This window comes from Waltera sp., from assembly GCF_046969025.1.
In the GTDB taxonomy this organism is placed as follows: domain Bacteria; phylum Bacillota; class Clostridia; order Lachnospirales; family Lachnospiraceae; genus Acetatifactor; species Acetatifactor acetigignens.
The window spans coordinates 17,648-30,825 of the sequence record NZ_JBKVQF010000015.1; the positions used below are offsets into that span (position 1 = coordinate 17,648).

Consider the following 13,178-nt stretch of genomic DNA (forward strand, 5'->3'; position numbering starts at 1 on the left):
ACTTGCAATGTAAATTTTACTTTTCTTTTACTTTTCTTTACAAAACTTTACGCAATTTCTACCGTGTTTGCGTAAAACAGCTGTTTTTCCTACGCATTTCGACCATCCGCAATATCCCGGTCCAGCTGCTCCTTAAGTTCTTCCAGCGATCCAAATCTGCGTTCCGGGCGCCGAAATCTTTTCAAAGCCACCTCGATCTCCTGCCCGTAGATGTCCTGGTCAAAATCATACAGATAAGATTCCACCCCCATCACTTTTTCAGAAGAAACCGTGGGTTTGGTTCCCACATTGCTGATGGCCTTATAGACCTTTCCATTATGGCGCACCGCCGCATAGTAAACTCCGTTGGGCGGCAGAAGTTTGCCTGCGGGAGGCAGCAGATTCACCGTTGGAAATCCCAGGGTATGTCCGATATGATTGCCATGCTCCACTGCTCCCACCAGCGTATAAGGCATTCCCAGCATCTCTTCGGCCTCTTCCATCCGGCCCTCTTCCACCAGCTTACGGATGTAAGTGGAACTGACTTCGATGCCGTTCACTTCGATCTTCTCTATGGTCTGGACGCAAAAGCCCAGATGCGGCGCCATTCTCTCCAGAAGTTCGGCATTTCCTGCGCCGTTCTTGCCAAAAGACAGATCCTCGCCTGCCGCCACAAACCGGGTATTCATCTGTTTGGCCAGAATCTCTGTTGCAAAACACTCTGGCTCTGTGGCTGCAGTCTCCTTCGTAAGAGGAAACTCGATCAGAGTGTCGATTCCCAGACGTTCAAACAGGCGTCTTTTTTCCTCTCTGGTAGTCAGTTCTTTACCGTCAGACAGGCCGAACAGCACTGCCGGTGTAGGGTCAAAGGTGAACACGCACGCCGCCAGCCCGTATTTTTTTCGGCCAAGAATCTCTTCCAAAAGTCTCCTGTGGCCCAGATGGACTCCGTCGAATTTACCGATGGCTACTGCTGTATCTTTTTCCAGATAAAAGTCTGTTGTTCCTGCAATGATTTCCAAGTCTATTTCCTGCTTTCTGTATTACTTGGGAAGACCTTCACGGGCTTGTACCATTCCTTCGTTTCATCATACGCATAAATGCCCACGAAGCTGTCATCCTCTCTGTAGATGCGCACCCACTCTCCTGCCGGATGTGTGGTCTGTTCCACAGTCTGTCCCGGATAAAAAGCATTCCCGTTATCGATCAGTTTCCGCCACTTTTCCTCCACATGCAACATGGGAAAATCCGAAAAAATACGGTCTGTGGGAAGCAGTGCTTCCTCCAGCCTCTCCGTGTCCCGAAGTTCCTGCAGCTGTGCAAGTGTCAGGGCATCTGCCAGCCGGAATTCCCCGACTCTGGTGCGAACGAGGCTCTGCATGGTGCCGCCGCAGCGTAGTTTTTCCCCAATATCGGCACAGAGACTGCGGATATAGGTTCCCTTGGAACATTCCACGCGGAATTTTACCACGGGAAACTTTATTTCCAGAATCTCAATCGCCGGCAGATCCACATGTCTTGCCTGCCGTTCCACTTCTTTGCCCGCTCTGGCCAGCTCATAGAGCTTTTTCCCATTGACCTTCAGTGCAGAATACATGGGTGGGATCTGGTCATAGCCGCCGACAAAACCGGCGATCACTTCACGTACCTGTGCTTCACTCACCGCCACTTCCCGCTCTTCCAGAACGGTTCCCGTGATATCCTGGGTATCTGTGATCTGTCCCAGCAGAAGTTCTGCCACATATTCCTTGGTCCTGTCCGTCAGCATTTCACATGCTCTGGTAGCATTCCCCAGACATACAGGAAGCACACCGGTAGCCTGTGGATCCAGTGTACCTGTGTGCCCTATCTTTTTCTGCCGGCAGATCCCGCGAAGCTTGGCTACCACATCATGGGAGGTAAAGCCCGCTTCCTTATATACATTGATGATGCCGTCCATTAACCCTGTTCTCCCCGCAGTTGTTTGTCGATGTGCAGTGACAAATTGTTGACACAATCATGGAAGGTTCCCTTCATAGTGCAGCCTGCGGCACGTACATGTCCGCCGCCTCCGAAGAAAGATGCCACCTTCGCCACATCTACTTTCTCATTGGAACGCATGCTGACCTTGTACTCCAGTACGTTGGTCTCATACATGAAAATCGCACAGTCCACGCCCTTGATATTGCGCAACTGGTTCACAATGCCGTCCAGATCTCCCGGTACCGCATTGTAGAATTCCATGGTCTTGCGGTCCACCATGCTCACGATGCAGCGTCCGTCCATGAAACGAATGCTCTCCATCAGAGCTCTGCCCATGATCTGGGTCTGCAGATAGGTCTTCTGATAAAAGCTTTCCTCGATCAGCTTCGGGAAATTGAATCCGAAGGAGATCAGAAACGCTGCTGCCTGCAGCGTCTCTGATGTCGTATTGGAATACTGGAATACACCGGTATCATGGATGATGCCGGTATACAGCGCTTCCGCAATATCCTTGTCAATAAGTTCCGCATCCATAATGTGATACAGCACCTCACAGGCACTTCCCACTTCCGGACGGACCAGATTCACATCACCGCAACCGGAATTGCTGATGTGATGATCAATGTTGATCTTCTTTTTCGCATTCTGGAAATACGTCTCCGCATCTCCCAGACGATCCCCACTGCAATCCAGCGCAAAATACACATCAAAAGGCTCCTGCACGGGACATTCGGTCTGAATCTCATCGTATCCTTTCAGATAGGAAAACTCTTCGGACGGCTTCTGCAGATATACGGTAACTTCCGCTTCGGGAAGGAGTTTACGCAGATACATCTGTAAGGAAAGACATACACCCACACAGTCTCCATCCGGACGAATATGTCCGCTGATGCCGATCTTTTTCGCACCCAGACATTCTTCACGCAAATCCATTACTCGTCACCTTCCTCTGTTTCTTCCGTATCTTCCACCACTTCATTTTCCGGCTTCTGTGCCTGTTCATCCGCTGCAATGACCTCATCGATCTTGTGGGACATATTGACACCGTATTCAATGGACTGATCCATCACAAAAGTGATATCCGGAGTATTACGCAGATTGATGGTACGAGCCAGTTCTCTGCGGATAAAGCCTTCGGCGCTCTTCAGTCCCTGCAGGGTAGACTTTCTGACTTCCTCGTCTCCCAGCACGCTGATCCATGCCTTACAGCTCTTCAGATCCGGTGCCACTTCCACAGCGACCACACTGGTCCAGGGACTGATCCGGGGGTCCTTGAGACCGCCCCGGATGATCTCTGCCAGAACGCGCTGCACTTCCCCGTTCACACGGGTATTTTTCACACTATTCTTTCTCATTCTTATTCCTTCTTATTTCTTTCCTGCCAATATCGTAGGCAGCCTGACAAACATCCGCGAGCAGAATGCGTTTCGCGTAACCCCGTTGAAAAACGTCGGCACTTGAATGTTGCAAGCAAAGCGCCGCAAGATTCTTAGTGTCCGCTACGTTTTTTGCAGAGCGCAAGCGTGGGTGAGCGGAATGCTTCTGCGAACGGATGCTTTGTAAATATTCCCTATCGGGGCACTTCTACCATAATGTAGGCTTCTACGATATCCAGCTCCTGCATCTTGTCAAAGCCTTCGAATACAAGACCACACTCATATCCGGCCTTAACTTCCTTCACATCATCCTTGAATCTCTTCAAGGAAGCCAGGTTGCCTTCGAAGATCTGCTCGCCCTCACGGGTGATACGAACCTTACAGCCTCTCTGGAACACACCGTCCAGAACATAGGAACCTGCGATGTTACCGATAGCGGATGCCTTGAAGATCTGACGAACCTCTGCATGACCGATAACCTTCTCCTCGTATACGGGATCCAGCATACCCTTCATGGCAGCTTCCACATCTTCGATAGCCTGGTAGATGACCTTGTACAGACGTACATCCACGCCCTCTCTCTCTGCGGTTGCCTTGGCAGTCGCATCGGGACGAACGTTGAATCCGATGATGATCGCGTTGGACGCACTTGCTAAAGATACGTCGGACTCATTGATGGCACCTACGCCGCCGTGGATACATTTAACTACTACTTCTTCGTTGGACAGCTTCATCAGGGACTGTTTTACAGCCTCGACACTACCCTGTACGTCAGCCTTGACGATCAGGTTCAGTTCCTTCAGATTACCCTCCTGGATCTGGCTGAACAGATCATCCAGGGACATTCTGCCCTTGGTCTCTTCCAGCATCTTTTCCTTGTTCTGTGCCAGATAGGTCTCCGCATAGGATTTTGCTGTCTTATCATTATCATGAGCCAGGAATACTTCACCTGCACTGGGAACATCGGACAGGCCCAGGATTTCTACAGGGGTAGACGGTCCTGCTTCTTTTACTCTGCGTCCCTTATCATCGATCATGGCTCTTACCTTACCGTGTGCCACGCCTGCGGAAATGAAATCTCCCACATGCAGGGTACCTTTCTGTACCAGTACGGTAGCCACGGGACCGCGTCCCTTATCCAGCTCTGCCTCGATGACCAGACCTCTTGCTTTTCTCTTGGGGTTGGCCTTGAGTTCCATGATATCTGCGGTCAGCAGGATCATGTCAAGCAGCTGGTCGATACCTTCTCCGCTCTTCGCAGATACCGGTGCAAATACGGTACTTCCACCCCAATCCTCGGGGATCAGCTCGTACTCTGCCAGCTCCTGTTTTACACGGTCAATGTTGGCTGAGGGCTTATCGATCTTGTTCACTGCTACGATGATCTCCACACCTGCTGCCTTTGCATGGTTGATCGCCTCTACGGTCTGGGGCATTACGCCGTCGTCCGCTGCTACTACCAGGATAGCGATATCGGTCGCATTGGCACCACGCATACGCATGGCGGTAAATGCTTCGTGTCCGGGAGTATCTAAGAAGGTGATCTTACGGTCTCCCACATTTACAGTATAAGCACCGATGTGCTGGGTGATACCACCTGCCTCACGATCGGTTACGTTGGTCTTACGGATAGCGTCTAACAGGGAAGTCTTACCATGGTCAACGTGACCCATAACACAGATTACGGGAGGTCTCTCCACCAGATCTGCCTCGTCCTCTTCATCTTCCTTCAACAGTTCTTCGATGACATCTACCTTGACCTCTTTTTCACAGAGAATGTCATATTCCATGGCAATGTTCTCTGCATCTTCATAGGAGATCTCCTGGTTCACGGTTACAATCTTACCTTCCAGGAACAGCTTCTTGATGATGGCTGCGGGCTGTAACTTCATCTTCTCAGCCAGTTCTTTGATGGTAATGGATTCCGGCAGCACGATCACCTTGATCTGCTCTTCCTGTACCTCTTCCTTCTTCTTTTCCGGCTTGATGAAACGTCCGGGCTTATTCTTCAGCGCGTCCTCGTCCTCGTAGATATGGTCCTTCTTGGAACGCTTGTTGTCCTTCTCCTGGCTGAAACGTCTCTTTTCATCTTCGCGCTTCTTCTCAAGATCCTTGCCTGCAGGTTCCGGAGCGAAGCCCTTATTCTGTCTGTTATCTCCGAATCGATTACCCGATCCGCCATTGCCTCTTCCGTCGCGGCCGTTATTGCCGTAACCGCGCTCACCATTGCCGTTACCGCGGCGATCACCCTGACCGCCTTCCATACCCGGACGACCCTGTCTGTTAAATCCGCCTCCCTGAGGTCTGCCATTGCCCATACCTCCTCTGTTACCATTCTGTCCGCCCTGACGGTTACCCTGTCCGTAACCACCCTGACGATTGTCACGATTGCCGTCTCTGTTGTCACGGTTGTAACCGCCCTGGCCACGCTCGTTCTGTCCACGGTTGTCACGATTATTCTGACCGTAACCGCCCTGACGGTTATCGCGGTTGTCACGGTTACCGTTCTGAGGTCTGTCTGCCGGTCTGGTCTGTGCCACATTCTGTGCAGGCTGTGCTGCCTGAGGTGCCTGTGCGGCTGCAGTATTCTGTACTGCCTGCTCCTTTACCGGTGCCTGTGTCTGAGGCTTTTTCGCAGGCTGCTGTCCACGGTTGCCGGGTACCATTGCCACGCTGGGAGTGGGAGACGGAGGGGTCAGCGGCTTGATGGGACGTACGGGAGCCTGTGCCTGAACACGGTTGCCGTAGGAATTATTCTGGTAACCATTGTTCTGGTATCTGCCGCCCTGATTCGGACGCTGTCCGCCTGCATTTCTCTGTCCCTGTCCACTCTGTCCACTCTGACCACCCTGACGCTGTCCGGGCATCTTGGAATTCTGAGGGTTGCTAACGAAAATAATCTTTTTCTTCTTTTTCGTCTCCTCAGTAGATTTGGTCTCCTCGGAAACTTTCGTTTCCTGAGCCTTTGCTTCCCTTGCGGGTGCCTGAGCCTTTTCCTCAGCAGGCTTTGCGTTTTCGGTATTTACCGGAGCTTTCTGTGCTGCGGGTGCAGCTGCTTTTTTCTTTCCGAGGCTGTTGCGTACCAGTGCTGCCGCATCCTCTTCCAGCGAGCTCTGTGCTGCCTTTGCCTCAATTCCTTTTTCCTGTAAAAAACTTAATATATCCTTACTCTGTAGTTCCAATTCTTTTGCGAGTTCATGTACTTTGATTTTCGCCATGCTTTCCTCCATTCTGCCTAACCGGGCAAATTCGCTTCCAATTGCTTGATGAGTGCATCTGCCAGTCCCGCATCACACACACCTACCGAAGATCTCAGATCCCGGCCGATGGCCCAGCCGAGTTCTTCCTTCGTGCCATATTCATATACCGGGACTTCATAATAGGAACATTTGTCGTGAAACAACTTTTTCGTATTGGCCGATGCATCCTCTGCAACGATCACCAACATGGCAGAACCTTTTTTCACAGCGTCCTCCGTCTGGAATTCACCGCTTACCAGGTTACGCCCCCTCATCGCAAGTCCCAAAAGGGAATAAATCTTATTCTGTTTCAAGCTGATCAAACTCCTTTTCCAGTGTATCATATACCTCAGGAGAAATACTCATCTTGAAAGAACGTTCTAATCCTTTATTCTTCCGGGCTTTCTGCAGACATTCCTTCTGTCTGCATATATATGCACCACGTCCGTTTTTTTTGCCGGTTGCATCCAGACATATCTCATCTTCCGGTGTTTTCAGGACACGCAGCATTTCTTTTTTGCCTTTCATTTCTCCGCAGCCTACGCACTGCCTCAGTGGAATCTTTTTTGCCATTGATTATTCCTGCTCTCCATCAAAATCGTCTACGGTATCATCTTCGTAATCATCCACATAGTCCTCATAACGGAAGCCGGGAGCATCCTTGGCCTGAGTCTCGGACTTGATGTCGATCTTGTAGCCGGTCAGTCTTGCTGCCAGTCTTGCGTTCTGACCTTCCTTACCGATAGCCAGAGACAACTGATAATCGGGTACGACTACCTTTGCTGTCTTCTCATCGGGATCTGCAAATACTGCTACGATCTTGGCAGGAGAAAGTGCATTCTGGATCAGGTTACCGGGGTTCTCATCCCAGTTCACGATATCGATCTTCTCACCGCGCAGCTCTTCCACGATAGCATTGACGCGGGCACCATTCATACCTACACAGGCGCCGACAGCATCTACATTGGGGTTATTGCTCCATACAGCGATCTTGGTACGGCTTCCTGCCTCTCTGGCAATGCTCTTGATCTCTACGGTACCGTCCTTGATCTCGGTAACTTCGGACTCGAACAGTCTCTTTACCAGTTCCGGATGGGTACGGCTGACATTGATGCGGGGTCCCTTCGGGGTGTTCTTTACTTCCACAATGTAAACCTTGATACGCTCGGTGGGCTTGAATACTTCGCCCTTTACCTGCTCGTTCTCGGTCAGCATAGCATCTGCCTTACCCAGATTGATGCTGATGTTCTTGCCTACATAACGCTGTACTACGCCGGTCACAACATCCTTTTCCTTCTCGTAGTACTGGTTGTAGATCACGCTTCTCTCTTCCTCACGGATCTTCTGTAAGATCACGTTCTTGGCATTCTGGGTAGCGATACGGCCGAACTCCTTGGACTTGATCTCCACATGGATCATGTCGCCCACCTGTGCTCTCTTGGAGATCTCCTGTGCATCCTCCAGAGCAATCTGCAGGCAGTCATCCTCCACATCATCCTTCGTGGGAACGACTTCCTTCTCAGCATATACCAGAAAATCGCAGGTCTCTCTATTAATCTCCACATGGACATTGTCAGCCTTTCCAAAATGGTTCTTGCAGGCTGTCATCAGGGAGTTCTCGATGGCTTCAAACAAGGTCTCCTTGCTGATCTCCTTCTCCTTCTCCAGAACGTCCAGTGCCTCCATTAATTCCTTATTCATCATTTCCTCCATTCCGGCTTTCGCCTTTTCTTAGTGTATGGTTTCTTCTTATTCTACAAGCTATAACTATTCCTTCGCCCTTTGGCTCTGAATAGTATCAAAAATCTAATGCAAGACGGATCAGGGCAATGTCTGCTCTGGCAAAAGTTCTCGGGTTGCCGTCTTCCGTGATCGTAATGTTATCTGCATTGAAGCTCTCCAGAATGCCAGAAAACTCTTTGCATTTGTCAATGGGCTTGAACAGCTTGATCTCTACTTCTTCACCGATGCTCTTCTGCAAATGCTTATCCTTTTTCAGCGTTCTACCCAGTCCCGGGCTACTGACTTCCAGAATGTAAGCATCCGGAATGAAATCAGCCTTGTCCAGAGCTTCGGATAATGCTCTGCTGACATTCTCGCAATCCAGAATGTTCACACCTTCCGGCTTGTCGATGTAAGCTCTCAGATAGTAGTCACTGCCTTCTTTTACATACTCCACATCGTAGATCTCCACCTGACTTACTTCTGCGATGGGCGTCAGCAGTTCTTCGGTTCTGTTTTCGTAGTCCTCTCGTTTGGACATGTAGGCCCTCCTTTACTGATATGAGCTGTCGTTACAACAACAAGAAAGAGTGGCGCGCGTCCACTCTTACTCTAGTAATCATCTTTAAACTATACACAGTATAGACCCTGTGTGAAAAAATGTCAATAGGGTCTTGCAAACATTCGGATTCCGCCGCAGGCGCATGCAAGCATGCCCATACATTGTAATACCCACGAATTGCTCCGCTGCCGTGCAGCTTCCGCAATTCTGCAAACATTCGGATTCCGCTGATTTGCTTCGCAAATCGCTTCTTCCTCATGTTTGGGCGGTTCCCTGATTCAGCCGCAGGCGCATGCAGGTATGCCCATACATTGTAATACCCACGAATTGCTCCGCTGCCGTGCAGCTTTCGCAATTCTGCAAACATTCGGATTCCGCTGATTTGCTTCGCAAATCGCTTCTTCCTCATGTTTGGGCGGTTCCCTGATTCAGCCGCAGGCGCATGCAAGCATGCCCTGCGGCTGAATCGGTCACCTGGTATTACAAGTAGTTATGTGTTTCAAAGTACAGTTCGTTCACGTGTTCGGAATGCAAAAGCTTATGGGCGGTGTGGCTGAGGGGCTTGCCCAGGAACTCTTCGTAGGCCTTCTGTACCTCGGGGTTCTCATGGGAGAAGCGAAGCTTTCTCTCACTGTCCAGACGGTACAGGGTGCCTCCGCGCCGCTCCGCGAATTCGCATCCGTCGTGGATGGGCTGTCCGCCGCCTCCGACACAACCACCGGGGCATGCCATGACTTCCACGAAATCATAGGATACCCTTCCTGCCTTAATGTCCTCCATCAGCTTCTCCGCATTGGCCAGTCCGCTGACAGTACAGGTATGTAAGATCTGATCTCCCAGTGTGAAGTCTGCTTCTCTTCTGCCGTCTCTTCCCCGGACTGCCCGGAAAGCATCTGCTTCCGGATTCTTGCCTTCCACTACTGCATATGCGGTACGAAGTGCTGCCTCCATGACACCGCCGGTGACACCGAAGATCACTCCGGCACCGGTGCTTTCTCCCAGAGGAGAATCAAAAGCCTGCTCCTTTAAGAACCGGGTATTGATATGCTCGGCACGGATCATCCGCACGAATTCTCTTGTGGTCAGTACAATATCCACATCCTGTCCGGCTCCGGCGCTCTTCATATAAGAAAGAGAAGCCTCTCTCTTCTTGGATACGCAGGGCATGATGGAGATACAGCAGATATTATTGGGATCAATCCCTTTCTTCTGTGCAAAATAAGTCTTCGCCATGGCACCGAACATCTGCTGGGGGGATTTTGCCGTGGACAAATTCCGCAGATACTCCGGATACTTCTTGGACACGAAGCTTACCCAGCCGGGACAGCAGGAGGTAAACATGGGCCATGCATATTTCCGGGAATTGTCCAGCCGATCCAGCAGTTCGTTTCCCTCTTCCATAATCGTCAGATCCGCTGCGAAGTTGGTATCAAATACATAGTCAAAACCAATGCGCTTCAGCGCTGCCACCATTTTGCCCTCGGAAGCTTCCTCCGCATTCAGTCCCAGTTCCTCGCCCCATGCGGTTCTTACCGCCGGTGCCACCTGGACTACTGTGACCTTCTCGGGATCCGCCAGTGCCTCGAAAGCCTTGTATGTATCGTCTCGTTCCCGCAATGCTCCGGTAGGACAATGGGTAATACACTGTCCACACAGTGTACAGTCGGAGCAATCGATGGTCTTATTATCCGCCACATCTACTGTGGTACGGGATCCGGTGTTCTGTACATCCCAGACATGCATGGCCTGGACTTTATCGCAGATCTGTACACAGCGCATACATTTAATACATTTTCTGGAATCCCGGATCAGAGGGAAAGAATGATCCCAGGGTGTCTCGGGAACTTCCTCGGTAAAAGGTACTTCCAGAATTCCCAGATCGTTGGAAATCTGCTGTAAATTACAGTTACGGCTTCTGACACAGGTGGCACAGTGACAATCATGCTGGGACAGGATCAGTTCCACATTTGTCTTGCGCACACGGCGTACCTTCGGAGAATTGGTATACACTACCATTCCCTCTTCCACCGGGCTGTTGCAGGCTGTGATCAGCTTGCTTTTTCCCTGCACTTCCACCACACAGACCTTGCAGGCACTGATCTCATTGATGTCTTTTAAAAAGCACAGATGCGGTACTTCGATTCCCACGCCTGCTGCCGCGCTCATGACGCTGGTTCCCTCCGGGACCTGCAGCTGCACGCCGTCTATTGTAAGGTTTATCATTTTCTCGCCCATTGTTTGCTCCTCTTTTTACCAGATGGCAGCTCGGCCGCCCTTTAAGCTTCCGTAGCCGTATTTATCGCAGCGTAAACATCTGCCCGCTTCCTGGCAGGCTTCCTGCTTCGTCATGCCGCATTCAAATGCATCGAAATTCGTCTTGCGCTCTCCTGCTTCCTTTTCACTCAGCTGGATCCGTCCGCAAGGTTCCTTGTCCTCGTAGGATACCGGCGGGATCTCCACATCACAGGGTACTACATGGTGGTAACCCAAATATTCATCGATATTGGCTGCTGCTACTTTTCCGGCGGCAATGGCACGGATGACGGTAGCCGGACCGGTCACACAGTCACCACCGGCAAATACACCGTGGACATCCTTGACTTCACTGTCACTCATGGCAGTAATGGTGCCTCGTTTTACGGAGATACCCGCCTCCTCGAAATGGCGGGTCTCGATACCCTGACCGATGGCCACCACGACGATATCACAGGGGATTCGAAGGAGAGGCACATCCGCCTGGATCGGACGGGCTCGTCCCCAGGCATCGATGGGGCCGATGATCTGCGGTTCTACCCACAGAGCCGTCACATTGCCGTTCTCGTCGGCTTCGATCTTGTGAGGTGCTTTCAGGCTGTAAAGCTCTGCGCCCTCTGCGATGGCGCCTTCCACTTCTTCAGGAAGCGCCGTCATATCGGTCTGTCTTCTGCGGTAGGCAATTCCCACCTTTTTCGCACCCAGACGAATGGCGGAACGGGTACAGTCCATGGCTACGTTACCGCCGCCGACTACGACTACGGTCTTGTCCTTGAAGTCCGGCATGTCATCGTCACCGATGCGGCGCAGCATTTCCACTGCAGACATGACACCGTTGGCATCCTCTCCCTCGATACCGATCTTTTTATCCGTATGGGCACCGATGGCAATATAGACTGCATCGTATTCTTCGTGCAGCTTATTATAAGAAATCTCACCTTCGCCGTTGCCGACTCTGGTGTTCAATTTCACTTCCACTCCGGTGGACAGAATAGTGTCAATGTCCTCCTGTAAGCGTTCTCTCGGGAAGCGATAGTTGGGAATTCCGTAGCGCAGCATACCGCCCAGCTTGCTCTTTTCCTCAAATACCACGGCATGGTGTCCCATTAGCTCCAGATAATATGCCGCAGACAGTCCGCCGGGGCCTCCGCCGATGATTGCTACTTTTTTACCGGTGCTCTCCGCTTTCTCAGGCACGGGAACCGTGTTGGCTCTGGCATTGTCCACTGCCATACGCTTCAGGCCGCGGATATTGATGGCACTGTCGATCATGTTGCGGCGGCATCTTGCCTCACAGGGATGCTCACAGATCAGGGCACAGGCGGTGGGGAAAGGATTGTCCTTGCGGATCAGCTTCACGGCATCCGCATAACGTTCTTCCTTCACCAGTGCTATGTAACCGGGGATATCCACACCTGCGGGGCACAGAGCCACACAGGGAACCGGCTGGGTAATATGGCAGGAACATTTTCCGCCATGTTCAATGTGGTAGACATAATCCTCACGGAAGCCTTCCAGTCCGGCCAGTACCATATGGGCCGCCTCGTAACCGATGGCACAGTCAGCGGAGTCCACAATGTCGGAAGCGGTATCCCGGATCAGATCCAGTGTCTTCAGGGTGGCTTTGCCTGCCAATACATCCTCCATCAGGTTCTGCAACTGCCCCAGTCCCACACGGCAGGGCACACATTTACCACAGGTCTGGGCATGACACATTTTCAGAAAAGAAAGCTGCAGGTCCACCGGACATAATCCGGGCGGGCTGGCGATAATTCTTCTCTCCAGATCTTTGTACAGGCGTTCCACCGTAAGCTGTGCTTTATTCGGGGTAGCTATCTTCAATCGGCTCATAATCTTCTCCATTCTGCGGGCTGATGCCTGCGTTACTTTTATGCCCTGCGCCACGGGCGCCGCCGGCCACGGCTATGGCGTGCTGCTCTCCGTCTGCGGGTGCGGTGTTTTACTGACACGTACTATGGCATTGGCCACCTGAGCTGGCTGCCTGTTGCGCCGTGTAAGTGCTTACATTTTATTTTTTAAAAAATAGCCGTTTCTTGTCGGCTACTGATTTTTGTATATGTGCAA

The 13,178-nt window shown here is 51.3% G+C and carries 11 protein-coding genes; all 11 read right to left on the bottom strand.

Annotation, left to right across the window (positions count from 1 at the left end):
• Positions 1-89: 89 nt before the first annotated feature.
• Entirely contained in the window at positions 90-1,001 is a 912-nt protein-coding gene (locus ACLTOH_RS09515) for a bifunctional riboflavin kinase/FAD synthetase (protein WP_022313416.1), read from the bottom strand.
• A 2-nt stretch (positions 1,002-1,003) separates the two neighbouring features.
• On the bottom strand, positions 1,004-1,918 hold the full coding sequence (gene truB, locus ACLTOH_RS09520) for a tRNA pseudouridine(55) synthase TruB (RefSeq protein ID WP_022313417.1): 915 nt from the start codon (positions 1,916-1,918) through the stop codon (positions 1,004-1,006).
• Positions 1,918-2,874 (bottom strand): DHH family phosphoesterase, encoded by a 957-nt coding sequence (locus tag ACLTOH_RS09525; protein WP_022313418.1) that lies wholly within the window; start codon positions 2,872-2,874, stop codon positions 1,918-1,920. The genes truB and ACLTOH_RS09525 overlap by 1 nt, the downstream gene beginning before the upstream one ends.
• Positions 2,874-3,296 carry a 30S ribosome-binding factor RbfA gene (rbfA, locus tag ACLTOH_RS09530; protein WP_022313419.1) on the bottom strand — a complete coding sequence of 141 codons (423 nt, stop codon included), beginning with the start codon at positions 3,294-3,296 and terminating at the stop codon, positions 2,874-2,876. Before rbfA ends, ACLTOH_RS09525 begins: the two co-directional genes overlap by 1 nt.
• Before the next feature lie 215 nt (positions 3,297-3,511).
• On the bottom strand, positions 3,512-6,535 hold the full coding sequence (infB, locus tag ACLTOH_RS09535; RefSeq protein WP_412224008.1) for a translation initiation factor IF-2: 3,024 nt from the start codon (positions 6,533-6,535) through the stop codon (positions 3,512-3,514).
• 17 nt (positions 6,536-6,552) lie between these two features.
• On the bottom strand, positions 6,553-6,870 hold the full coding sequence (locus tag ACLTOH_RS09540; RefSeq protein WP_022313421.1) for a L7Ae/L30e/S12e/Gadd45 family ribosomal protein: 318 nt from the start codon (positions 6,868-6,870) through the stop codon (positions 6,553-6,555).
• Positions 6,857-7,129 carry an RNase P modulator RnpM gene (gene rnpM, locus ACLTOH_RS09545; RefSeq protein WP_022313422.1) on the bottom strand — a complete coding sequence of 91 codons (273 nt, stop codon included), beginning with the start codon at positions 7,127-7,129 and terminating at the stop codon, positions 6,857-6,859. The genes ACLTOH_RS09540 and rnpM overlap by 14 nt, the downstream gene beginning before the upstream one ends.
• Before the next feature lie 3 nt (positions 7,130-7,132).
• On the bottom strand, positions 7,133-8,257 hold the full coding sequence (gene nusA / locus ACLTOH_RS09550) for a transcription termination factor NusA (protein WP_022313423.1): 1,125 nt from the start codon (positions 8,255-8,257) through the stop codon (positions 7,133-7,135).
• 97 nt (positions 8,258-8,354) lie between these two features.
• Positions 8,355-8,819: a ribosome maturation factor RimP gene (gene rimP, locus ACLTOH_RS09555; RefSeq protein ID WP_412224009.1), complete on the bottom strand. Its 465-nt coding sequence runs from the start codon at positions 8,817-8,819 to the stop codon at positions 8,355-8,357.
• 501 nt (positions 8,820-9,320) lie between these two features.
• Positions 9,321-11,063, bottom strand: coding sequence for an NADH-dependent [FeFe] hydrogenase, group A6 (locus ACLTOH_RS09560; protein WP_412224037.1), 1,743 nt, complete (start codon positions 11,061-11,063; stop codon positions 9,321-9,323).
• A gap of 27 nt (positions 11,064-11,090) precedes the next feature.
• Positions 11,091-12,944, bottom strand: coding sequence for an NAD(P)-binding protein (locus ACLTOH_RS09565; protein ID WP_119624343.1), 1,854 nt, complete (start codon positions 12,942-12,944; stop codon positions 11,091-11,093).
• Positions 12,945-13,178 lie beyond the last annotated feature (234 nt).

Excerpts from the sequence above, each read along its gene's own strand:
- rimP (WP_412224009.1), bottom strand. The coding sequence starts at position 8,819 with ATGTCCAAACGAGAGGACTACGAAAACAGAACCGAAGAACTGCTGACG.
- infB (WP_412224008.1), bottom strand. The coding sequence starts at position 6,535 with ATGGCGAAAATCAAAGTACATGAACTCGCAAAAGAATTGGAACTACAG.
- truB (WP_022313417.1), bottom strand. The coding sequence starts at position 1,918 with ATGGACGGCATCATCAATGTATATAAGGAAGCGGGCTTTACCTCCCAT.
- ACLTOH_RS09525 (WP_022313418.1), bottom strand. The coding sequence starts at position 2,874 with ATGGATTTGCGTGAAGAATGTCTGGGTGCGAAAAAGATCGGCATCAGC.
- rbfA (WP_022313419.1), bottom strand. The coding sequence starts at position 3,296 with ATGAGAAAGAATAGTGTGAAAAATACCCGTGTGAACGGGGAAGTGCAG.
- rnpM (WP_022313422.1), bottom strand. The coding sequence starts at position 7,129 with ATGGCAAAAAAGATTCCACTGAGGCAGTGCGTAGGCTGCGGAGAAATG.
- nusA (WP_022313423.1), bottom strand. The coding sequence starts at position 8,257 with ATGAATAAGGAATTAATGGAGGCACTGGACGTTCTGGAGAAGGAGAAG.
- ACLTOH_RS09565 (WP_119624343.1), bottom strand. The coding sequence starts at position 12,944 with ATGAGCCGATTGAAGATAGCTACCCCGAATAAAGCACAGCTTACGGTG.
- ACLTOH_RS09560 (WP_412224037.1), bottom strand. The coding sequence starts at position 11,063 with ATGATAAACCTTACAATAGACGGCGTGCAGCTGCAGGTCCCGGAGGGA.